The organism is Pseudarthrobacter sp. MDT1-56, assembly GCF_059383555.1.
The window spans coordinates 60,905-81,077 of sequence record NZ_JBWZCK010000008.1; the positions used below are offsets into that span (position 1 = coordinate 60,905).

A 20,173-nucleotide genomic window follows, 5' to 3' on the forward strand; every position below is an offset into this window, starting at 1 on the left:
TGGTTCAGGAGGAGTGCGGGGTGTCCGGCGGGGTGATCCGGTGAACCGCGTTCACCGCGGCCTCGTGGCCCAGCCGGCCATGCTGGACGTCGTGCTCCTTGGGATGGCGGTGCTTGCCGCTCCCGTCCGGCCACTGCTTACCCTCGGCTGCGGTGGGCGGGGCAGGGCGGTTCGTTTCCGGCCCGGGCGCCTCGTCTATCGACTCCGCTAGATGACTGGCAACCTCAGGATCGATCTCGTCTCCGAACTGGTGTTCCGCCATTGCTCTTCCTTCCGCTGTCGAATTACGTCGTCGAAATAAGCTGTGAAACGAAGTGTCCAACTATCGTAGGTCTGCCGGCGTGCGATGTCTGTAGGACTACCAGCGGACTTTCTTCTCCGCCGGGCCCTGTTTGCCGCTGACGTGCGTGGGCTTGTGGCTGTGCCCGACACTCTGTGAGGCAGCGCCGCCCCGCGACTTGCTCGCGAGCATCTCCTTCTGGGCATCGGTGAGGCGCGACTTGATGCCTTTCCCTTGCCCCTGCTTGTCCTGGGACTTGTCGTCCCCCTCGGCCCCGCTGCTGCCGCTCTTCTTGGTCTCTTTGCCAGTCATGGACTGTTCTCCTTGTGTGGCTCGTCATCAGCACTGCGCTGATGTCAACCCTAAGCGCTTTCCGGATCCCTTGGGTACCCCCTTTTTCACGGTGCGGCGGGGCCGCCCGACGGGCGATCCAGGCCTGCCCCGATGGTGCGATTTGGCCCGGATTTCCGGCTGCTGGGGGCCCTGCGGGGAAAAAGTTTCCGCAGCCCCCGGTGGAGGCCGGGGTTTCCCTGCAATGGCGCGGCGAAACCGCGGAAAGAAACCCGCCAACAAGCGCCCTATTGGGGTCGAAATATCGGATGATACGGCACCAAACTCGGAAACACCATAGAAATCGCGTAAAATTGAAGGCCTGCCCAGAGCGGGGCAGCTACCAGTCGCAAGCAAATGACCCCCTTAGGAGCGGCCCAAATGCCCAAAGACCGAAGCACGACCGACTCTTCAGCAGGCGTGATGAACGCCAGCGGAACCTACCAAGCTGCACCCAGCGGTGCTAAGAAACCAAAGCTGCGGACGCGCCGTCGACTCAAGGAGTCCGACGTCAACGTCGTCAACAAGCCGATGCTTAAAAAGGCCCTCGGCGGCACCATCGTGGGTAACACCATGGAGTGGTACGACGTCGGTGTGTTCGGCTACCTGATCACCACCATGGGTCCGGTGTTCCTGCCCGAAGCGGACAAGTCCGTGCAGACCCTGTTCCTGCTCGGAACCTTCGCCGCCACCTTCATTGCCCGCCCGCTGGGTGGAGTCATCTTCGGCTGGCTCGGCGACAAGGTGGGCCGCCAGAAGGTCCTCGCCTGGACCCTGATGCTGATGGCTGCGAGTACGTTCGCCGTCGGCCTGCTGCCCGGCTACGCGCAGATCGGCATGTGGGCTGCTGCCTTGCTGGTGCTGCTCAAGGTTGTCCAAGGGTTCTCCACCGGCGGCGAGTACGCCGGTGCCACGACTTTCGTGAGCGAATATTCCCCGGACAAGCGCCGCGGCTTCTTCGCCAGCTTCCTGGACATGGGCAGCTACCTCGGCTTTGCCCTCGGCGCCGCCCTCGTCTCCGTCCTGCAGCTGACCCTTGGCCAGAGCGCCATGGAGGAGTGGGGCTGGCGGATCCCGTTCCTCATTGCCGGTCCGCTGGGCCTGATCGCGGTCTACTTCCGGAATAAGATCGAGGAATCCCCGCAGTTCCAGGCCACCCTGGACGCCCAGGAGGAAAACGCGAAGGATGCCACGTCCTCCGACGCCGCCGCTTCCAAGGGCCCCGTAGGCATCGTCAAGGCTTACTGGCGTTCCCTCATCGTCGCCATGATCCTGGTGGCAGCCGCGAACACCGCAGGCTACGCCCTGACGTCCTACATGCCGACGTACCTCACCGAGTCCAAGGGCTACGATCCCGTGCACGGCACCCTGCTGACCATCCCCGTGCTGGTCATCATGAGCCTGTGCATTCCGCTGACCGGCAAGCTTTCCGACAGGATCGGACGCCGCCCCGTGCTATGGATCGGCGCACTCAGCACCGTCGTCCTGGCCACCCCGGCGTTTATGCTGATCGGCATCGGAGAAATCTGGTCCACCCTTCTGGGCCTGGGCATGATCGCCTTCCCGGTGACCTTCTACGTGGCCAACCTGGCTTCGGCGCTGCCTGCGCAGTTCCCGACGGCGAGCCGTTACGGTGCCATGGGCATCGCGTACAACTTCTCCGTGGCCATCTTCGGCGGCACCACACCCTTCATCGTTGCCGCCCTCATCGGCGCCACCGGCGATGACATGATGCCGGCCTACTACCTGATGGCCACCTCGGCGATCGGTGCCGTTGCGATCTACTTCCTCAAGGAATCGGCCCAGCGCCCGCTGCCGGGCTCCATGCCCAGCGTGGACACCCAGGCCGAGGCCAAGGAAATCGTTGCGAACCAGGACGAGAACCCGCTGATCGACCTGGTGGAAATGGACATGCCGTTTGCCACGGCTTCGGCAGATGCCGCTGGTTCGACGACGGCCCGAGACACCGACAAGGTTCCGGCCGGAGCCTGAGTTTGCCCCTCTGGCAGCCCGGCCGGGTTTCATCCTGAGCCCAGCCGGCTAATCCGGATTCCGTAGCGAAGTCCCGCCCATTGAGGCCTGCCTTGCGTGATTACCCATTGGGGGGAGGCACGCAGGGCAGGCCTTAGGCGTGTCCGGCTACTGCGGCTCCGCCGCGAGGAGTTCGGCGTGCTCCTCCGGCGTGAGGTTCTTGTGCCCGTCCATGACCGGTGGCGGGGATATTTTGTACGCGGCGTAGTACAGGCCGGCTAGCACCCAGACATACCGCGGCAGGTTGAGGCCGAACGCGCGGTGGGCGAAGGCCGAGAGATTCGTCGACACGAGGAAGTAGTTGGCCGTGTTGATGCGGGCGGAGCCGAGCCCAGCAGCCCGAACAGGGTCCGGGAGAAAGCACTCACCGTCAGTCCGGTCCTGGCAGCGTAGCGGGAAAGCACCAGGTTGATGATCCCGTAGGTGGCGGGAGCCACGGGGCTATGGGTTGGTTATCCCCAGATGGACCGGCGGAGGGCCTTTCCTTCCGCCCGGGCCGCGACGGCTTCCTCCATGGTCACCGCGACGAACCGCGTCTTAGTGCCGGGGGCGCTGCGGGCGAGCTGGTCCATGTCCACGCTGATCACGGTTGCGACCATGGCGTAGCCTCCCCCGGACACGGCGTCGCGGTGCAGGACGATCGGTTCGTTGCCGCCGGGGATCTGAATGGAACCCACCGCATATCCGGCGTCGACAATGTTGGAGGGATCGGAGCCGGCGCCGAAGGGCTGCTCCCGCGCCTTCCACTCGATCTTCGGACCGCTGTACCGCAGGCCAGTCCTGTCGGCCACCGGGGTGAGGGTCCAGGTCGAGTCCAGCAGGGTCGCGAGTCCGGACTCGGTCAGCCGGTGGTCGTAGAGGCCCAACAGGACCCGTATTTCCGTTTCGGCCGGAAACGCCGGCCGCAACTCCGGGGCGATTCCGGGGAGGACTTCCCCGGCGGCCGTGTCACCGACCGGCACCTCGTCCCCGGCGGCGAGCTTGCGCCCCAGGTAGCCGCCCAGGGCACCCAGGGCGTACGTGGAGCGGCTGCCGAGCACCAGGGGCACGTCGATACCGCCGCGGATTGCCACGTAGTAGCGGGTGCCGCCCTTCAGGAAGCCGAAAGACACCTCGTCCCCGGCGGCCAACTCGATGGCTTCCCATTGCGGCGCCATGGCCCCGTTGACTTTCACGTCCACCGGGGCGCCGCCCACGGCTATGACCGCTGGTTCGGAGGTGCGGAATTTCGGGCCCAGGTAGGTGCACTCCAGCACCGCTTCCTCGGCACTGTTGCCCACCAGGGCATTCACGATCTCCGCGGAGAGCTGGTCCATGGAGCCGCCCTGCGGAATTCCCACGTTGTAGTGGCCGAATCTTCCCCGGTCCTGGACCGTCGTTGACAGGCCGGGTTCCAAGATCTCAATAGTCATTGAGGTTCTCCAATAGCTTGGTGTTGTAGCTTTCGGGGTCGCCGAGGGCCTCGGCCAAGTCGAACGTGACCGGCACCTGCTTATAGACGAAGGTGCCCGCTTCCACCTGATCCTTGATGACCTTGTATTCGTCCTCATCGATGGGCCGGAACTTGACGATGTCGCCGGGTTTGAAGAAGACCATGAAGTCCTTGAAGTCCGCCAGGGACTGCGCCGGGTCGAAGATCGGAGCCGCGGCGATGCCGAACATCTGGTAGCCGCCGGCGCCCCGGACGGAGTAGATGCAGGCGAAGCACCCGCCGTGGCCGACGGTGAGCGGAGGCGTATCCGTGCGCGGGCTCAGGTACTTCGGTACCTCGAGCTGCTGCTCGCGGGGCACCATCTGGAACATGAACGGCAGGCCCGCGACAAACCCGACCATGGAAACCAGCCAGGGACTGCTGTGATGGCGCCTGATGAACTCCGCAGCACCGGAGAGGTTGTTGACCTCGGCCGCGAAATCCAGGTCGGTCCCTTCGGGCCGTTGGTGGCCGCTCCGGAAGCGTGCAGCGGTTTCCCTCGTGTAGGGATCGTCGTACCAGACCGGCACTTCGATAAGGCGGGTGTTCAGCACCGGGTGGGATGCATTGTCCACTTCGACTTCGATCTCCCGCATCGCTGCTTCCAGTTCCTCGGCGCCCAGCACATCGGGGTCGAAACGAACGAGCAGGGACGCATTGGCGGGACAGATTTCCGTCACGCCGGATAGCGCCCGGCCCCCGAGCCTGGTGGCCATCGAGTTGGATTTGAAGTTGGCGGCCAGGCTCATCGCCTCGGAGATTTCCACGAAAAGGAACTCATCGCCACCCCAGGTGTAGCGCGCCGCGCCTTTCAGCGAGCCGGCGCTCACAGTATCGGTCACGACAGGTCCCCCAGGATCTCCGGGCAGGTTTCGATGAACTTGGTGTGGTGTTCCACAGTTTTTAGTTCCGGCCGGTGCAGCACCGCGCTCAGGAGCGGAATCGTGGTGGAGACGCCTTCGATCGTGATCTCGTCGAGGGCGCGGATGGACCTGCCGATTGCCTCGTCCCGGGTCTCGTCCCAGACGATGATCTTTGCCAGGAGCGAGTCGTAGAAAGGCATCACGGTGGATCCGGCGACGAAGCCGGAGTCGATGCGGACACCGGGGCCGCCCGGCCAGTCGAGGCGCTCCAGCAGCCCGGGGCTGGGCATGAATCCCTTGGACGGGTCTTCGGCGTTGAGCCGGAATTCGAAGGCGTGGCCGCGGAAGACGACGTCTTCCTGCCGCATCCGCAGCGGCTCCCCGTCAGCAATCAGCAACTGTTCACGGACCAGGTCCAGGCCGGTGACCATCTCGGTGACGGGGTGCTCCACCTGGAGGCGGGTGTTCATCTCGATAAAGGAAACCTCGTGGTTGACCGCGTCGTAAAGGAACTCGACCGTGCCCAACCCCTTGTAGTGGCACTGCCGGGCGAGCTCCACGGAGGACTCCAGCATGTGCTGCCGAACGGCGTCCGGCAGGTCGGGGGCGGGTGCTTCCTCCAGGATTTTCTGCTGCCGCCGCTGCATGGAGCAGTCCCGGTCCCCGAGATGGACCACGTTGGTGCCGTCGCCGAGAATCTGAACCTCCACATGCCGGGCGCGTTCCACGAACTTCTCCAGGTAGACAGCGGCGCTGCCAAACGCTGCGGCCGCTTCGGCCTGCGCCACATCGACGGTCGAGGCCAGGTCCTCCGCCCGCGTCACGAGCCGGATTCCGCGCCCGCCGCCGCCTGCGGCCGCCTTGACCACCAGGGGGTAGCCGATCTCGGCTGCGATTTCCAGCAGCGCGTCGCCGGTGGGGGCCTCGCCGTGTGTGCCCCGCAGGGTGGGAACTCCCGCCGCCTCGGCAGCCTGCCGGGCCCGCGCTTTGTCCCCCATCAGCTCGATGGCTTCCGGGGACGGACCCACCCAGATGAGGCCCGCGTCCATGACCGCTCTGGCAAATACTGCGTTCTCGGACAAGAATCCGTAGCCGGGATGCACTGCATCGCAGCCGAAGTCCGCTGCCGCTTTCAGGACGGCAGCATGGTCCAGATAACTCTGGCTGGCCGGGGCTGGGCCAATGACCGCGTGTTCATCCGCCAGGCGCGCCGCCAGTCCGTCGACATCGGGTTCGCTGGCCACCACCACCGTGGGGATCCCCAGTTCACGGGCCGTGCGGATAATCCGTACTGCGATCTCACCCCTGTTGGCTATGAGCAGCTTCCTCATGGTTTTTCCTCTATCACTGCAATGACGTCACCCGGGTTGACCGTGCCGGAATCCGACACCTCGAACTTGACCAGGTTCCCGGACACTTCAGTCTTGACTTCGCTGAACTGCTTCATGATTTCTACGACGCCGATGGTCTGGCCCGCCTCGACGTGGTCGCCTTCCTCCACGTAGGGATCCTTGTCGGGGCCGGGCTTGCGGTAGAACACTCCGGGAAGCGGCGAGGTGACTTGGTGTGACATGGGGTGCCTTTCAGTTGCGTTGGGTAGGGCAGTGCATGGCAGATCATGGGCTACCGGCCGTCCAGGGCTGCCCGTACGGCTTGCGCCACGGCCGGCGAGTTGGCGGCGTCGGAGTGCACGCAGACGCTGGCGAAATCGATGCTGACGGTGGAGCCGTCGGAGGTTTCCACGAGTCCGTCGTTGAGGACCCGGCGCACGCGCTCGGCGGCCCTGGCGGGGTCCGTGGCCTCGGGCCGGCGCTGGATGATGAGCTGGCCGGCGGGGTTGTAGTTCAGGTCCACGTATAGCTCGCCAACAAACGGCACCCCCATTTCGGCGCAAACGCTTTCGTGTGCCGTTCCGGCGAGCCCGAAGATGGGAACTCCGTACAGTGCGGCGACGTTCGTGGCGGATCTCATCAGCTCGGGGTCCCGCGAGAGCATCCCGTACAGGGAGCCGTGCGGTTTGATGTGGTTGAGTTCCAGTCCGGCCTTCTTCAGGAAGCCCACCAGGGCGCCCGTCTGGTACAGGATGATGGACTCAACCTCAGCGGGAGTAAGTTTCATTTCCCGGCGCCCGAAGCCGGTCAGGTCCGGCAGGCCCGGGTGCGCGCCGACCCGCACGCCGTGCGCCTTTGCTGCCGCGACCGTTTCTTCCATGGTGTCCGGGTCCCCGGCGTGGAATCCGCAGGCCACGTTGGCCACGTCAATGATTTCCATCAGCGCCAGATCGTTGCCGAAGCTGTGCAGCCCGAACGCTTCGCCCATGTCCGAATTTATCTCGATGCTGGCTGTGACATTGCCCACATTAACATTCTTCATGCGTTCAACATTAGGGATTGGCCCGCACCTTACATAGTGGGCAGGTGTCCACTAACTTTGTAAGCAAGTGTGCAGTCTGCACACCCGTTTCATAGCATGACGGCGCACCGGAAGGGCCTAATGAGAGTCCAGGATTTGTTGGCGGAGGACTCGCTCCAGCTCAGGCTGCATACCCCTTCCACGGCAAAGAGCCTGGCGACGTCCATCAGTTACAGCGCACCCGCAGAGTTCCTGGACCCCACCCCTTTCCTGGGCGCCAACTCCCTGCTGATAACCCACGGAATCGGCTTCAACTTCTTCGACCAGCGGACCTGGGACGCCTATGTCGAACGGCTGGCCGGCGTCCCCGTCTGCGCCATCGCCTTCGTCACGGGAGTGGCCCACCGGCTGATTCCCACCCCGCTCGTGGAGGCGGCCAAGGCCCACGGGATTCCCCTGCTGGAGGTTCCCAGCGTTGTTCCGGCCCTGCAGCTGCAGCGCTTCGTCACCAGCGTCCTCGAGGCCGAGCGGTTTGCCCTCACCCGGCAATCATGGGAGCTGGCCGACTTGTGCGCGAAGGCCGCGCGGTCCGGCGGATCACTCAGGGCCGTGCTGGCGGAGGTGGCCGCCGCGGCAGGAGGCCAATGTGCCATTTTTGACACCACCGGCGCCTTGATCAGCTGCTGGCCGGCCAGTTCACGCTGGACAGCGGAGGACCTCCGCCGCGATGCGCGCGGCACCCGCGGGTCCAGCTTCGCACTCCCCACCGGCGGAACGGACCATTTTCAACTGGTAGTCCGGGGCGGGACAACCGGGGAGCCGCTCGCAACCCTGATCGGGCCGGCGTCATCCATTCTTGCCATGCAACTCAACAGCGCCTTCACGACCAGCGTCCCGCACCAGGCCAAGCTGGAACGGCTGATGCACCAGCTGGAAGACTGGCAGGGGGTGGCCCTGAAGGAGCTGACCCGGACCTTCCGGACCACCGGTCTGGACCCGCACGCACCCACGTTCCTGGTGGTGGCCGAGCCGGAAAAGAGCCAGCTGCCGCACGCCTGGCGGATTCGGCTGGCAGTGCAGGAGCACCTGAACAACGCCCTTGTTTTCACCTACCGCGGCGCGTTATATGCCCTCGCGCAGGCCCGGACGGACACCGCCGCCGACTGGGACGTGATCCCGGACCGCCTTCTGGACTCGCTCGGGCGGATCGTCCCCGGGCTCCCGCTGGTGATCAAGGGGCCGCTGCGCAGCGTGGATGAGCTGAGGCTTGGCCTGGCCCACGCCCAGCGCCTCGTCCGGGAGGTCAAGGCCCCCGCCATCGCGGCTCCCATGAGCATTGGGGCCCTGGTGGTCGCGACCGCCGGCAGCGGCGCCCACGCCGCTGCGAAGAACCTGCTCGCTCCGCTCCTCCACTACGACCGGGCCAGCAACGGCCAGCTGCTGCCCACGCTCCGGGCGTACCTTGAGCACGACGCCCAGCCGTCCAGGACCTGCCAGGCGCTGTATATCCACCGGAACACCCTGAGCAAGCGGCTGGCTCTGATGTCGCAGCTGTTGAACGTCCGCCTCGACACCCTGGACGGGCTGACCACTTGCATGCTGGCGGTCCGGATCACCGAGGATGCGCCCTGATCCCCCGCACCACCGCCGGCACCGGGCTGCCCGCCCGCGTCCGGCCAGCGCCGGCCGGCTATTTGGCGCGGCGGGGCGGCCCGGCCACGAACCGGTCCGGGAGGACACGGGCGGCTGCGACCAGCACCTTGTGGCGCTTGGTCGGGATGGAGACGGCCTTGCCCTTTGCGTTGTCGGCGAGGCCTTCACGCACCACGCGATCCGCCTGTAGCCACAGCCACCGCGGTGCCACCGATTTGTCCATGCCCATCCGGTCGTGGAATTCGGTGTGGGTGAGACCGGGGCAGACCGCGGTGACGTTCACGCCCCGGTTGGCATAGGCGAGGTTGGCCGAGCGGGAGAAGCTGACAAGCCACGCCTTCGCCGCCGAGTAGCTTCCCCGGGGAAGGAACGCAGCCACGCTGGCGACATTGATGATCCTGCCGGAGTGCCGGCTGAGCATGCCCCGCAGGGCTGCGTGCGTCAACCGCATGGCGGTCTCGACGTGCAGCTTGAGGTGCCTGGCCTCCTCCGCGATGTCGTTCTCCTCGAAGGGGTGCAGCAGGCCCATTCCGGCGTTGTTGACCAGAATGTCCACCGGACGGGCCGGATCCGCAAGCCGGGCGACGACGGCCGCCACCCCGGCGTCGTCCGCGAGATCGGCGGCGAGTACCTCGGCGCGCACGCCGTACTGATTCTCCAGTTCCTGCGCCCTGGCCTGCAGCCGGGCGGTGTCGCGGGCCACGAGGACCACGTTGTGGCCTTGCTCGGCGAGCTGGCGGGCGAATTCCGCCCCGATCCCGGCGGTTGCTCCGGTGACCAAGGCCGTGGTGCCCGCCGGCGTCGCGGCTTGTTCAGTCATGGCGCCAGCTTAGCCCGGTGCCCCTGGCCTCAGGCCAGGGCCGTGCCCGCGGCCAGTTCATCCTCCGCGGGATCGGCCGCGCCGCCCAGGTGGCGGTTCTGCAGCTCTTCGGTGGCCAGCTCGTACCAGGTGTGCGCGCCGAAGGACGGGCTGCTGGTGTCGAGGTGCCGGTACAGGGCATCGGCCAGCTGGCCCAGGGCCGCGTCGGACAGTGCCCGGACGGTGGCGGCGGGGTCTAGGGTTCCCTCGAAGTACTCGGAGAGTTCCAGGCCGTTGATGGTGTTGAGCTCGGCGGGAATCGGGCTGCAGGCCTCGTCCAGCCCCGAATCCAGCTGTTCCCCGGCGGGGGTGGCCACGGAGAGGCCAGTCGGGCCGTCCGGTAGGGATCCAGCGACGTCAAGCGGCGGTACCGCCGCGAGCTCCACCTCAAGACCGGCGAGGACCTCGCCTTCCGGGCCCACGTGCAGCAGGCAGATCGGCAGGTCCGCTGGTTCCGCCAGCCTGACACGGAACGGCTCTTCTCCTGGACCGGCACCGGCCCCGGGCGCGAGGCCGACGCTGGCGTCAGCGATGGACCTCAGCTGCAGGAGGATTTCCGGATCCAGATGGGACGAACCGTGAAGGTCAACAAGGACATCGGTCCCTGCGCCGAGGCGCCCCGCGCGCCGCATGATGTGCAGCAGCGCGGGAAAGTCTGATTGGGTAAGGCAGCCGGTGACTTCGAGGGTCACGAGTCCGGGATTGACATCCACACGGACAAGCACACGCAGTTTATGGTTCACGGGGTTCTCCAAAGGGACACGTCCAAGAGCCAACTGCATAACTCTGATAGCGACTTTATTAGGTTGTAGCCCGGCTCACAAGCGGACCCGGCCGTCCAGGCCGGCCGCCGGCCAGGGGTTCAGGCGCCCGCCGGGGGTTCAGGCTCCGGCCGGGGGCTGCTCCGGCCAGTCGATGTACTGGTTGTAGGAGTCGTGCCGGCGCAGGTAACGGTACATAAAGGGGCAATTCGGGATGATCCTCTTGCCGGACGCCACGACATCGTCCAGCGCGAAGTGGGCCAGCACCTTGGCGAGTCCCTGGCCCTGGAATTGCTCCGCGGTATCGGTGTGGATGAAGTCGATGTGGCCGGGCTCGTCGATGAAGCGGATCTCGACGGCCAGTTTTTCGCCGACGTGGAGCTCGTAGCGGTGCAGCTCATCATTCCGGGTGGTGGCTACGTTCGGGCTGAACGTGTCTTCAGTGGCTGCCGAGTTCTCCGTCATGGTTCGACATTGGCACTTAAAGGCGGGCGTGGCAATGGCGGACCCGATCCGCCGCGGCCCGAGTCGGCCACGAACCGGGCCGGGATCCGCCCCAGCAGCAGGACCGCGAGCGTGAAGCACATCGTTCCCCCGCCGAGCAGTCCCAGCGTGAGTCCGTTCAGTGCGGCGTCGGCCACCGGAACATAGACGACGACGGCGGCCGTCACCACGGCGGCCGCCGGGCGGGACCGGGCGGTGGCGGGCGCCGTCGGGCGTTCCTCGAGCCGGCCGAAGACCGCCAGTACGGGCAGCAGCAGGCCGATCAAGGCCAGCAGCACAAGCGGCCGCCCCCACCACCAGGCGGCGCTTCCCCCCGCAGGCTGCGGAAAGTCGGTCAACAGCAGGAGCCCGGCCATTGCTGCAAGCAGGGGCAAATGCCAGAGGTAGACGGTCATCGACCACCGCCCGGCGATTCCAAGGAACCGCCGCACCCACGCCAGGGACCCCAGTTCCGCCAGCACAGGCCGGAAGAGCTGCAGGGCCGCGGCCTGCGAGACCCCCAGCAGCAGCAGGGTCAGATTGGGAGGATTGAGGTTCACCAGCATGTTCCCGGAGTACAGTCCCAGCCACACGAGCAGGCCCAGGACAAGGTTGCTGCCCAGGATTATGCCCGCCAGCGCGGGACGTCCGGGGGTCCGTCTGCCGTCGGCGAGGAAGAAGCCGAGCTGCTGCACGGCGCACCACAGGAAGACCATGTTCAGGTACGCCAGCGGCGGCATGGTCCCCCGCAGGCAGTCCACCGTCACCACCAGCGATGTGAGAACCGCCAGGGTCAGCCAGGGCGCCCGCGCGTGCAGGCGCGCCAGCAGCGGAAGGTTCAGCTGCGCCGCGAGATAGGCTGCCAGGAACCACAACGGCATGCCCGCTCCGGAGGCCAGCAACTGGGTGACCTGCGGGTCCACCCCGGTCAACCGCGCAGCCCAGAGCCCGGTAAACATGATCGCGAGCAGCACAGCGGCCGGGCGGAGGAGCCGCAGCATCCGCGCCTGCATGAAGTCGAAGGCGCCGCCGCCCCGGGCGCGGAGGCGGCGCCAGGACTGCAACCCGGTGATGCCCCCGGCCACGAAAAAGAGCGGCATGACCTGCAGGACCCAGACCACCGGTTCGAACCAGCGCTGGTTGCCGAGGGTGTTGTGGGAGGTCACGGTGCCGTCCGGGTGCAGCACGGGGCTCACCATCATGGTGTGCGCCACCACGACGAGTGCAAGGCAGAATATCCTGGCGAGATCTATCACCAGGTCACGGTCCGGCCTCAGGGTTTGGCTTCCCCCTGCGCGCTGCCGTGGAACCATCGAGCCCCCTCGGGACCTGCCGACCCGCCCGCCTGGGCGGGTTCGAGTCTTCGCTGCTGTGTTTGCCCCCATTGTCGGCCTTGTCCGGGCCGGCTGCCAGTGCCGTCGGTCCCCCAGAACGGGGGAGGCCAGGATCATGGTCTGATCCTGGCCTCCCCCGTTTTCCTGCCTGTTGGTGACTAGCGCGAGAGCGTCGCCAGGGCCGTGGCCGCGAAAGTGCCGGCCGAGGCGTCCCAGTCGGCCAGCAACCCCTGAAGGTTCTCGCCGTCCGTCCGGTGCGCCGCCGTGCGTGCCTCAAGGGTTTCAAGAACGCCGGTGCGCAGCTCAGTGTTGAAGTTGACCTTGCCCACGTTCATGGCGGCTGCCTTCACAAGCTCGGCGGCAGGGATTCCGGAGGCCCCATGCAGCACCAGGGGAACGCGGGTCCGTACTGCAATGTCCTGCAGCACGTCCCAGCGCAGCTCCGGCTCCCCTTTGTACTTGCCGTGGACGTTGCCCACGGCCACGGCGAGCAACTGGGCGCCGGTCCGTGCCACGAAGTCCTCCACCTGGGCGGAGTCGGTGAGCCCGGCCGTCCCGGCCGCCGGGGCGTTGCCTGTGGCGTCGGATCCAAAAGCCCTGTCCTCGTCGCCGGCCAGGCCGCCGAGCTCGGCTTCGATCACGACCTCCGGATCGGCGCCGGAGCCGCCCGACGCCAGCACATCCAGGACGGCGCGCGCTGCCCGGACCAGGGCGATGTTGTCCTCGTAGTCCAGCGACGATCCGTCCACCAGGACGGAGTCCGCCCCGGCGGTCACGGCGTCGGCAATCACGCGGAGGTTCGAGGCGTGGTCGAGTTGCACGGCGACCGGAACGCCGGCGCCGTCGGCCAGGCCGCGCAGCGCAGCGATCAGCCGGAGGCCGTTCGGCGTGGCCGCCGTGCTGGGCGAGACGAGCAGGATGGCGCCGCGGCCGGCCGCCTCGGCCGCCCCCACCACGGCGAGCGCCGTGGTGAAGTCGTAGCAGGTGAAGGCCGGGACGGCCGATCCCTGTTGAAGGGCGGAAACCACCAGCTGGTCGAGACGGACGCGCATCAGACGCTCAGGCCTCCCACCAGGGTCCAGACGAGGAACGTCAGCGCGAAGCCCGCCACACCAAGGATGGTCGTGAGGACCGTCCAGGTGCGCAGTCCGTCGGCAACCGACAGCCCCAGGTATCGGGTGACAATCCAGAATCCGGAGTCATTGATATGGCTCAGGCCGAAGGCACCGAAGCCGATGGCCACCAGGATCAGTGCGGTCTGCACGGGCGAGTACCCGCCGTCGGCAACGGAGGTCGCCAGCAGGCCTGCGGTGGTGATGATGGCCACGGTGGCCGACCCCTGGGAGGCGCGGAGAACCGCGGCCAGGACGAACGCCATCAGGATCAGCGGAAGTCCCACACTCTGCAGCCCCTCGGCGAGCGCCTTGCCGATGCCCGAGACGGTGAGGACTTTTCCGAAGACGCCGCCGGCGCCGGTCACCAGGATCACAATGGCGGTCGGTGCGAGGGCGGAGTCCATGACCTCACCGGTGTGCTGCGAGGACCAGCCCCGGCGGATACCGAGGAAGTAATACGCCAAGCCGAGGGCGGACAGGAGGGCGATCAGGGGTGAGCCCACGAAGGCCGCGATGTCGGCGGCCAGGCTGCCTTTGGGCAGCACCACGGCGCCAACGGTTCCCACCATGATCATCAGGATCGGCAACACAATCAGGGTGATGATCATGGCCGGGCTGGGAGCGGTCTTGGCTGTGGTCTTGACAGCAACGCCGCCGCTGCCGGGCGCCGCGTCCTGCTCGACCTCTGATTTGCCGGTGCCGAAGAGGCGGAACTGCTCCGCGGTGCCGGGGAGCATCGCGTAGTCGCGTCGGTTGAGCCGCTTGGCTACAAAGTAGCCGAGCACACCCACAGGGATACAGATCAGGAGACCGATGATGGTGGTCCAGCCGATGTCCGCCTTGAGGATGCCGGCACCGCCAACAACGCCCGGGTGCGGCGGAACAACCACGTGGATCGCCAGCATGATCGCGCCGACCGGCAGGCCGATCTTGACCGGGTTGACCCCGGCGGCCTTGGAGAAACCGTAGATGATCGGGATCAGGATGATGAATCCGACGTCGAAGAAGACGGGGATGGCCAGCAGGAAGGCCGCGGAGGTCAGCGCGGCGATGACGCGGCGGGGTCCCAGCAGCTGGGTGAACTTTCCAGCCAGCGCCTGGGCGCCGCCGGAAACCTCAATCATCTTTCCGAGCATGGCACCAAGGCCGACGAGGATGGCGACGGAACCCAGGGTGCCGCCCATGCCTTCGGTGACGGTCTTGACGATGTCCGGCAGCGGGATCCCCGCCACCAGGGCCACGGCGACGCTGACAACCAGCAGCGCCAGGAAGGCCGGGATCTTGAATTTGATGACGGCCACGAGCAGCAGGGCAACGCCTGCTGCGGCTATGGCCAGGAGAGCGAGAGCGCTCATCGGGTGTCTCCTTTGACGGGCCGGTCCGGGGAAGGACCGGAGGGTTGGTACGACGACGGCGGAGGGGGGAACCGCCGTCGTCGGGCTTGGGGAATCTGGCGGTGCTGCGGAGGAACTAGGCGGTGCGCTTTGTGGGCGCAACGACCTTGATCACGGCGGAATCGTCGGCGGCGGCGAGGCCCTGGGCCTGGCCGAGGAGGTAGAGCTGCTCGGCGGCTGCGGCCACCGGAGCGGCGAGGCCGGCGGCGCGGGTGGCCTTGCCGACGATGCCCATGTCCTTGACGAAGATGTCCAGGCGGCTGAGGACCTCCGCGCCGTTTTCCGTGTAGGCCTCGAGGATGCGGGGGCCGCGGTTGGACAGCATGAAGGACCCGGCGGCACCGGCTTCCAGGGCGGCGAGGGTCTTGACCTGGTCCAGGCCGAGGGCGTCGGCCAGGGCCATTGCCTCGGCTGCCGCGGCGATGTGGATCCCACAGAGCAGCTGGTTGACGGTCTTGAGCGCCTGTCCGTCGCCGGGCTTGTCCCCCACGACGGTCAGGGTGGAGGCCAGCAGTTCCAGGACCGGCCGGGCCGCTTCCAGCGCCTGGGGTTCGGCGCCGACCACGATCAGCAGGTCTCCTTCGCCGGCGCGCTTCGGTCCGCCGGAGAGCGGGGCGTCAACGAGGGCGACGCCGAATTCTGCGAGCCGGGCGACGGTGGCGGGAATGGCCTCGGTGCCCACGGTGCTGCCGAGGATCACGACGGCGCCCGGCTTCAGCACGGGGGCGACGCCGTTCTCGCCGAAGAGGACGTCGTCCAGCTGCTCGCCGTTGCGCACGGCCAGCAGCAGCGCGTCGGCGTCCTGGGCCGCTTCACGGGCAGAGGCGAAGGTGAGGACCCCCGCGGCCTCGGCGAGCCGCAGCCGGGGCTCGGCGATGTCGAAGCCGTGGACGGTCAGCTGGCTCGCCAGCCGGGTGGCCATGGGCAGTCCCATGGCGCCCAGGCCGAGGACGGTGACTTTGTAGTTCATGGTTTCCTCCGTTGAAATGACGTTTTGGGTGGGCCCACAGCTGCAGGGTTCCCTGGCCGTGGGGCCTCACCGGCGGGGGACCCAGCCTGAGCTTGCGAAGGCTGGGAGCCGGTGGGGACTTGCGAGGCTAGGGGACAGCTGGGGAGAAGGTGTTGCTGAGCTTGCGGGTGACCTGGGCCAGGGACTCGTCGTCGCCCACGTTGCCGGCGAAGACGACGTACGGGATGCCCTTCGCGGGTCCGTCCACCGGCTCCCACAGGCTGACGATGCCCGGCAGCATGGGACCGCGGACGATCGCGTGGCGGATTTCCAGGCCGTGCGCGGCCACGTCCGAGGAGGTGATGCCACCCTTGGCGATAACAAAGCGCGGAGGGAACGTCTTCAGGGTCCGGTTTACCACTGCGACGACGGCGGCGGACACTGTGCGGGCAATCCGCAGGCTCTCGGCGGCGTCGTCCGTCTTGATCAGCAGGCGGCTGGTGTGGAGGATGACGTCGGCGCTGTGCAGGGACTCCACGACGTCCCGGACAATGTCGCCCAGGTAGCCCTCGGAATTTCCGCCGAGCAGCTTCTCGACGTCGATGTCCACGATGCGCGCGGCGCTGTGCTGCTCGACGAGGGCCTTGAGCTGGCGGGTCGTGACACCGACGTGCGAGCCCACCACGATGAGGCCGCCGGCGTCGGAGGGTGTGTTGCCCGCGTATGCCTCCTCGCGGCTGAGCTCGGCGCGGATTTCCTGGCCGATGCGGCCCCGGACGAACGGCGGGCCCACCCGGTAGAGCAGTTTCTTGCCGCGGCGTTCGGCTTCCTCGAGGCCCAGCGCGAGGGCCCGGAGATCGTTTTCGCTCACGATGTCGGCCACGATCGGGGTGGAGTCCGTGGCGGAGTCGATGGCGTCCGCGATGGCTTTCGCCGAGATCTGCGGGTCGCCGTCCGGACCCGCGGCGCGGATGACGTCCAGGGTCAGCACGATCACCGAGTCAGCCTGGAAGCGGCCCTTCGACTTCTCTTCGATGTACTTGGCCAGTTCGGAGTTCGCGAAGCCGAAGCTCGCGTCCCGGGCGAATTCGGTGTCAGCCACCGGGGTGAGCTTGCCAGCGTCGTCTCCGGTGCCGCGCATGAAGTGCACGCCGCCGATCGTCACGCGTCCGGCGTCGGGGAAGGCGGGGACGATCACAACGCCGTCCGTCGCCTCGCCGCTGACGGCGGCAACAGTTGCCGCAATCGTGTCAGGTTCCAGCGGGTAGTGGCCGCGAAGGGTGGAGTCGCTGCGGCTGACGAACCCCAGGTGCAGCCTGGAACCGGAAACGCTGGAACCGGCACCGCCGGCTTCGAGGGCGGCGGCCGCAAGGGCGTTGCGGACCACCTCCTCGTTGCGGGCGGCCGCCTCGGCGGGGTCCAGGCTCCGGGAGTTGGTCAGGACGTAGACGGCGTCCTGGCGGCGGCCGTTGATGCGGTGGTTGAAGGCCCAGGTGAAGTCGGCGACGTCCCAGCGGGTGAGGACCGGCAGGTCCGCGACGGACTGCGTCCCCGTCGGGTCGTCGTCGAGCACCACCAGCATCCGGGGGGACGACTCGGACGAGGCCGCGAGGGCGTCGGCGACAGTCCGGGCGGGAATCCGGACCTCCGCCGGGAAGGCGGCCAGCACTTCTGCTTCGAAAAGCTCTGATTCAAAAGGCACGTGCACTCCATTGTGGGAACTCAGCTGCTGCGAAGGGATTTGTAAGATGTCTGACATCTAACATTTGAATGCTAGTGTGGCATACGGCACAAAGACGCGCAAGTAGACTTGTCCATCAGGCAAGTCGGAGACAGCGAATGGGGAAAATTGGCTAGGAAATCGCTGGTCGGCGTTGTGGCCGACGAACTGCTGGACCGCATCATCGCCGGTGAATTCCCGCCCGGAGCCGCCGTCCCTGGCGAGCTGGAGCTGAGTGCCCGCCATGAGGTGAGCCGGATGACGGTCCGCGAGGCGATGAAGACCCTCGAAGCCCAGCAGATCCTCAGCGTCGAGCGCGGCCGCGGGACCTTCGTGAACCCGCTGAGCCGCTGGGCCTCCCTCGAGGCGGTCCTCCGGGCGGCCTCAGAGGGGAAGAACGACGCGGCGGCCGCCGTGCAGCTGATCGAGCTGCGCCGGATGCTGGAGTCGGGCGCCTGCGAGCTCGCGGCGGGCCGGATCAGCGACTCCGAGCTCACGACCCTTTACGGGGAGCTGGAATCGATGCGCGAGGCGCATAATAAGCACGACGTCGCCTCGTTCGTGGCGGCGGACCTGGCCTTCCACGACCTCATCCTGCGCGCCTCGGAAAATGTTTTTGTGGCTGTCCTGTTCGCGCCGCTGCACCGCGTGCTGGAAACGCGGCGGACCCAGACCTCCGAGGTGCGCGAAATCCAGGCGCACGCGATCGACCACCACCAGAAGATTGTGGATGCGCTGGCCACACGGGATCCGCACCAGGCCCGCGACGCCATGGACGCGCACATGCAACAGACACTGGATGACCTCAAGACCTACGTCCTGGCGGACCGTCCGGCCTGATTTTCCCGCCGGTTACCGGCCCGCTCATCCGGCCCGCGGGACGCGGGGCCGTGAGGGCGCGGCTCAGGCGCGGCGCAGGCTGATCTTAGGCGAGCGAGAGGAAGAGCTTCTCGAGTTCGGCCCGGTCCAGGCTGGGGTCCTCCTGCTGCATGCACTGCTGCAGGCCGGTGGCAATGATCGAGAAGCCGGCCTTGTCCAGCGCGCTGGAAACCGCGGCCAGCTGGGTGACGACGCTCTTGCAGTCGCGGCCCTCTTCGATCATCCGCGTGACGGCGGCAAGCTGCCCCTGGGCACGACGAAGACGATTGATGACGGGCTTCATGTCTGTGGGATCGAGTTCCATTTTGTTCCTCCGGGATTAACAGGGCTACATTCCATGATATACCCCCCTATGTATCAGCGATGCCCTGCAGGGTATGATCTCCCTCGCCCCCACCGCCGCGGCCCGCCAGGCCGGCACCGCCGAAGGCACAGCCGGAGGCACAGCCGCGGTTAGGGACCTAAGTACCTAGTGAAGCCTGCATTTTCAGCGTATTGCTGGGAGTGTGAACGCCGCCGGTTTCCTCGATTCTGGCGCCGGGCAGGCCGGCGCAGGTGGCCCCGCCCCCCGACGGGGCCCGGACCGGAACTGGGGCCCGGCCCCGGGGTCCTGGAATACGGGGCCGTGGAGCCGCTACGTCGCGTTGGGGGACTCATTCACCTCGGGGCTCGGGGACCCGGAACCGCTGAGTCCAGGCGGCATGAGGGGCTGGGCGGACCGGATCGCCGAGGAACTCAGCGAGGGAAGACCCGATTTCCGGTACGCGAACCTTGCCGTCAGCGGCCTGCTCCTGCGCGAGATCCTGGACCGGCAGCTCGGGCCCGCGATTGCGCTGCAGCCGGACCTAATCACACTCTCCGCCGGCGGAAACGACCTTGTCTTCCACCGGAGCGATCCCGACCGGCTGGCCGCTACTCTCGACGCCGCGGTGGGCATGCTTACTGCCACCGGCGCCACCATTGTGCTGTTCACCGGCCCCGACTGGGGCGACACCCCGCTGCTGGGCCATAACCGCGGACGGGTCGCCGTGTTCAACGAGAACATCCGGACCATCGCCATGCGCCATCATGGTGTGATCGCTGATCTCTGGGCCCTGCGGCAGCTCTCCGACCCGCGAATGTGGGACCCGGACCGCCTGCACTTCTCGCCGATGGGGCACCACACCATCGCGGCCATGGTGCTCGAATCCCTGAGCGTCCCCCACAACCTGAGCCCGCTGGAGCCCAAGCCCATGCCGGCCGGAAGCTGGCGGGAAAGCAAGGCCGGAGACCTCGCCTGGTTCACCAACTACCTGCTTCCCTGGATGGTCAGCCGGGTCCGGAAGCGCGCTGACGCCCCGCCGCTGACGCCCAAGCGCCCCGAGCCGGGGCCGGTCTCCGGATCCTGAGGCATGGCCTCCGGCCCCTAGTCCCGCTGCGATCTGTCGGCTAATCTGCAGGAACGGCGCACCGCCGGGTATCGATGGCGATCACGAGGAGCGAAGTTGTCTAATCACACTTACAGCATTTCTGAAATTGTCGGGACGTCGAACGAAGGCGTTGACGCCGCCGTCCGCAACGGCATCGCCGAGGCGGCCAAGACCCTCCGGAACCTTGACTGGTTTGAGGTCAAGGAAATCCGAGGACACCTCGAAGACGGCGCGGTCGCCGACTGGCAGGTCACCATCAAGCTCGGGTTCCGCCTGGAGCGCTAAGCCGA

The 20,173-nt window shown here is 67.0% G+C and carries 22 protein-coding genes; 5 read left to right on the forward strand and 17 right to left on the reverse strand.

Features of this window, described 5'->3' with window-relative positions; translation table 11 throughout:
- Nucleotides 1–4 precede the first annotated feature (4 nt).
- Nucleotides 5–262 (reverse strand): hypothetical protein, encoded by a 258-nt coding sequence (locus AC50YC_RS12425; protein WP_494953820.1) that lies wholly within the window; start codon nucleotides 260–262, stop codon nucleotides 5–7.
- Between the two features lie 96 nt (nucleotides 263–358).
- Nucleotides 359–592 carry a hypothetical protein gene (locus tag AC50YC_RS12430; protein ID WP_354171929.1) on the reverse strand — a complete coding sequence of 78 codons (234 nt, stop codon included), beginning with the start codon at nucleotides 590–592 and terminating at the stop codon, nucleotides 359–361.
- A gap of 399 nt (nucleotides 593–991) precedes the next feature.
- Between AC50YC_RS12430 and AC50YC_RS12435 the strand changes: the two genes are divergently transcribed.
- Nucleotides 992–2,602 carry an MFS transporter gene (locus AC50YC_RS12435; RefSeq protein WP_494953821.1) on the forward strand — a complete coding sequence of 537 codons (1,611 nt, stop codon included), beginning with the start codon at nucleotides 992–994 and terminating at the stop codon, nucleotides 2,600–2,602.
- Between the two features lie 147 nt (nucleotides 2,603–2,749).
- Here AC50YC_RS12435 and AC50YC_RS12440 read toward each other — a convergent pair whose 3' ends face one another.
- The 6 genes from AC50YC_RS12440 to pxpA all read right to left on the reverse strand — a co-directional run bounded on the left by AC50YC_RS12440 (nucleotide 2,750) and on the right by pxpA (nucleotide 7,348).
- Nucleotides 2,750–2,932 carry a hypothetical protein gene (locus AC50YC_RS12440; RefSeq protein WP_494953822.1) on the reverse strand — a complete coding sequence of 61 codons (183 nt, stop codon included), beginning with the start codon at nucleotides 2,930–2,932 and terminating at the stop codon, nucleotides 2,750–2,752.
- A 161-nt stretch (nucleotides 2,933–3,093) separates the two neighbouring features.
- The gene (locus AC50YC_RS12445; RefSeq protein WP_494953823.1) at nucleotides 3,094–4,053 is read right to left on the reverse strand and encodes a 5-oxoprolinase subunit C family protein; all 960 of its coding nucleotides are present in this window, start codon (nucleotides 4,051–4,053) and stop codon (nucleotides 3,094–3,096) included.
- Nucleotides 4,043–4,954 (reverse strand): 5-oxoprolinase subunit B family protein, encoded by a 912-nt coding sequence (locus tag AC50YC_RS12450; RefSeq protein WP_494953824.1) that lies wholly within the window; start codon nucleotides 4,952–4,954, stop codon nucleotides 4,043–4,045. The genes AC50YC_RS12445 and AC50YC_RS12450 overlap by 11 nt, the downstream gene beginning before the upstream one ends.
- On the reverse strand, nucleotides 4,951–6,306 hold the full coding sequence (locus AC50YC_RS12455) for an acetyl-CoA carboxylase biotin carboxylase subunit (RefSeq protein WP_494953825.1): 1,356 nt from the start codon (nucleotides 6,304–6,306) through the stop codon (nucleotides 4,951–4,953). The genes AC50YC_RS12450 and AC50YC_RS12455 overlap by 4 nt, the downstream gene beginning before the upstream one ends.
- A complete protein-coding gene (locus AC50YC_RS12460) occupies nucleotides 6,303–6,548 on the reverse strand; it encodes an acetyl-CoA carboxylase (protein ID WP_494953826.1) in 246 nt (81 codons plus the stop codon). Before AC50YC_RS12460 ends, AC50YC_RS12455 begins: the two co-directional genes overlap by 4 nt.
- Nucleotides 6,549–6,598: 50 nt before the next feature.
- The gene (gene pxpA / locus AC50YC_RS12465; protein ID WP_494953827.1) at nucleotides 6,599–7,348 is read right to left on the reverse strand and encodes a 5-oxoprolinase subunit PxpA; all 750 of its coding nucleotides are present in this window, start codon (nucleotides 7,346–7,348) and stop codon (nucleotides 6,599–6,601) included.
- A 120-nt stretch (nucleotides 7,349–7,468) separates the two neighbouring features.
- On the opposite strand from pxpA, the gene AC50YC_RS12470 reads away from it, so the two are divergent.
- Nucleotides 7,469–8,959 (forward strand): helix-turn-helix domain-containing protein, encoded by a 1,491-nt coding sequence (locus AC50YC_RS12470; RefSeq protein WP_494953828.1) that lies wholly within the window; start codon nucleotides 7,469–7,471, stop codon nucleotides 8,957–8,959.
- Nucleotides 8,960–9,017: 58 nt separating this feature from the next.
- Here AC50YC_RS12470 and AC50YC_RS12475 read toward each other — a convergent pair whose 3' ends face one another.
- The 8 genes from AC50YC_RS12475 to AC50YC_RS12510 all read right to left on the reverse strand — a co-directional run bounded on the left by AC50YC_RS12475 (nucleotide 9,018) and on the right by AC50YC_RS12510 (nucleotide 17,577).
- Nucleotides 9,018–9,800, reverse strand: coding sequence for an SDR family NAD(P)-dependent oxidoreductase (locus tag AC50YC_RS12475; RefSeq protein ID WP_494953829.1), 783 nt, complete (start codon nucleotides 9,798–9,800; stop codon nucleotides 9,018–9,020).
- 29 nt (nucleotides 9,801–9,829) lie between these two features.
- The gene (locus AC50YC_RS12480) at nucleotides 9,830–10,582 is read right to left on the reverse strand and encodes a hypothetical protein (RefSeq protein WP_494953830.1); all 753 of its coding nucleotides are present in this window, start codon (nucleotides 10,580–10,582) and stop codon (nucleotides 9,830–9,832) included.
- A gap of 138 nt (nucleotides 10,583–10,720) precedes the next feature.
- Nucleotides 10,721–11,065 (reverse strand): GNAT family N-acetyltransferase, encoded by a 345-nt coding sequence (locus AC50YC_RS12485; RefSeq protein ID WP_494953831.1) that lies wholly within the window; start codon nucleotides 11,063–11,065, stop codon nucleotides 10,721–10,723.
- The gene (locus tag AC50YC_RS12490) at nucleotides 11,062–12,396 is read right to left on the reverse strand and encodes an acyltransferase family protein (RefSeq protein ID WP_494953832.1); all 1,335 of its coding nucleotides are present in this window, start codon (nucleotides 12,394–12,396) and stop codon (nucleotides 11,062–11,064) included. The genes AC50YC_RS12485 and AC50YC_RS12490 overlap by 4 nt, the downstream gene beginning before the upstream one ends.
- Nucleotides 12,397–12,575: 179 nt before the next feature.
- Entirely contained in the window at nucleotides 12,576–13,469 is an 894-nt protein-coding gene (locus tag AC50YC_RS12495) for a class II fructose-bisphosphate aldolase (protein WP_494953833.1), read from the reverse strand.
- Nucleotides 13,469–14,887 carry a GntP family transporter gene (locus tag AC50YC_RS12500; protein WP_494953834.1) on the reverse strand — a complete coding sequence of 473 codons (1,419 nt, stop codon included), beginning with the start codon at nucleotides 14,885–14,887 and terminating at the stop codon, nucleotides 13,469–13,471. The genes AC50YC_RS12495 and AC50YC_RS12500 overlap by 1 nt, the downstream gene beginning before the upstream one ends.
- 115 nt (nucleotides 14,888–15,002) lie before the next feature.
- The gene (locus AC50YC_RS12505; protein WP_494953835.1) at nucleotides 15,003–15,896 is read right to left on the reverse strand and encodes an NAD(P)-dependent oxidoreductase; all 894 of its coding nucleotides are present in this window, start codon (nucleotides 15,894–15,896) and stop codon (nucleotides 15,003–15,005) included.
- Nucleotides 15,897–16,023: 127 nt separating this feature from the next.
- Nucleotides 16,024–17,577, reverse strand: coding sequence for a four-carbon acid sugar kinase family protein (locus tag AC50YC_RS12510; RefSeq protein ID WP_494953836.1), 1,554 nt, complete (start codon nucleotides 17,575–17,577; stop codon nucleotides 16,024–16,026).
- 147 nt (nucleotides 17,578–17,724) lie between these two features.
- Here AC50YC_RS12510 and AC50YC_RS12515 point away from each other — a divergent pair, with 147 nt between their 5' ends.
- Nucleotides 17,725–18,435, forward strand: coding sequence for a FadR/GntR family transcriptional regulator (locus AC50YC_RS12515; protein ID WP_494953837.1), 711 nt, complete (start codon nucleotides 17,725–17,727; stop codon nucleotides 18,433–18,435).
- A gap of 85 nt (nucleotides 18,436–18,520) precedes the next feature.
- On the opposite strand, the gene AC50YC_RS12520 is transcribed toward AC50YC_RS12515, so the two are convergent.
- Nucleotides 18,521–18,778, reverse strand: coding sequence for a metal-sensitive transcriptional regulator (locus AC50YC_RS12520; RefSeq protein WP_018774886.1), 258 nt, complete (start codon nucleotides 18,776–18,778; stop codon nucleotides 18,521–18,523).
- A 340-nt stretch (nucleotides 18,779–19,118) separates the two neighbouring features.
- On the opposite strand from AC50YC_RS12520, the gene AC50YC_RS12525 reads away from it, so the two are divergent.
- Both AC50YC_RS12525 and AC50YC_RS12530 read left to right on the forward strand, forming a co-directional pair.
- Nucleotides 19,119–19,862, forward strand: coding sequence for an SGNH/GDSL hydrolase family protein (locus tag AC50YC_RS12525; RefSeq protein ID WP_494953838.1), 744 nt, complete (start codon nucleotides 19,119–19,121; stop codon nucleotides 19,860–19,862).
- A gap of 96 nt (nucleotides 19,863–19,958) precedes the next feature.
- Nucleotides 19,959–20,168, forward strand: a complete 210-nt coding sequence (locus AC50YC_RS12530; RefSeq protein WP_494953839.1) for a dodecin — start codon at nucleotides 19,959–19,961, stop codon at nucleotides 20,166–20,168.
- Nucleotides 20,169–20,173 lie beyond the last annotated feature (5 nt).

What these genes read in the sequence shown, in the direction of transcription:
- AC50YC_RS12425 (WP_494953820.1), bottom strand. Translation starts at nt 262, where the DNA reads ATGGCGGAACACCAGTTCGGAGACGAGATCGATCCTGAGGTTGCCAGT.
- AC50YC_RS12430 (WP_354171929.1), bottom strand. Translation starts at nt 592, where the DNA reads ATGACTGGCAAAGAGACCAAGAAGAGCGGCAGCAGCGGGGCCGAGGGG.
- AC50YC_RS12435 (WP_494953821.1), top strand. Translation starts at nt 992, where the DNA reads ATGCCCAAAGACCGAAGCACGACCGACTCTTCAGCAGGCGTGATGAAC.
- AC50YC_RS12445 (WP_494953823.1), bottom strand. Translation starts at nt 4,053, where the DNA reads ATGACTATTGAGATCTTGGAACCCGGCCTGTCAACGACGGTCCAGGAC.
- AC50YC_RS12455 (WP_494953825.1), bottom strand. Translation starts at nt 6,306, where the DNA reads ATGAGGAAGCTGCTCATAGCCAACAGGGGTGAGATCGCAGTACGGATT.
- AC50YC_RS12460 (WP_494953826.1), bottom strand. Translation starts at nt 6,548, where the DNA reads ATGTCACACCAAGTCACCTCGCCGCTTCCCGGAGTGTTCTACCGCAAG.
- pxpA (WP_494953827.1), bottom strand. Translation starts at nt 7,348, where the DNA reads ATGAAGAATGTTAATGTGGGCAATGTCACAGCCAGCATCGAGATAAAT.
- AC50YC_RS12470 (WP_494953828.1), top strand. Translation starts at nt 7,469, where the DNA reads ATGAGAGTCCAGGATTTGTTGGCGGAGGACTCGCTCCAGCTCAGGCTG.
- AC50YC_RS12475 (WP_494953829.1), bottom strand. Translation starts at nt 9,800, where the DNA reads ATGACTGAACAAGCCGCGACGCCGGCGGGCACCACGGCCTTGGTCACC.
- AC50YC_RS12485 (WP_494953831.1), bottom strand. Translation starts at nt 11,065, where the DNA reads ATGACGGAGAACTCGGCAGCCACTGAAGACACGTTCAGCCCGAACGTA.
- AC50YC_RS12490 (WP_494953832.1), bottom strand. Translation starts at nt 12,396, where the DNA reads ATGGTTCCACGGCAGCGCGCAGGGGGAAGCCAAACCCTGAGGCCGGAC.
- AC50YC_RS12495 (WP_494953833.1), bottom strand. Translation starts at nt 13,469, where the DNA reads ATGCGCGTCCGTCTCGACCAGCTGGTGGTTTCCGCCCTTCAACAGGGA.
- AC50YC_RS12500 (WP_494953834.1), bottom strand. Translation starts at nt 14,887, where the DNA reads ATGAGCGCTCTCGCTCTCCTGGCCATAGCCGCAGCAGGCGTTGCCCTG.
- AC50YC_RS12505 (WP_494953835.1), bottom strand. Translation starts at nt 15,896, where the DNA reads ATGAACTACAAAGTCACCGTCCTCGGCCTGGGCGCCATGGGACTGCCC.
- AC50YC_RS12520 (WP_018774886.1), bottom strand. Translation starts at nt 18,778, where the DNA reads ATGGAACTCGATCCCACAGACATGAAGCCCGTCATCAATCGTCTTCGT.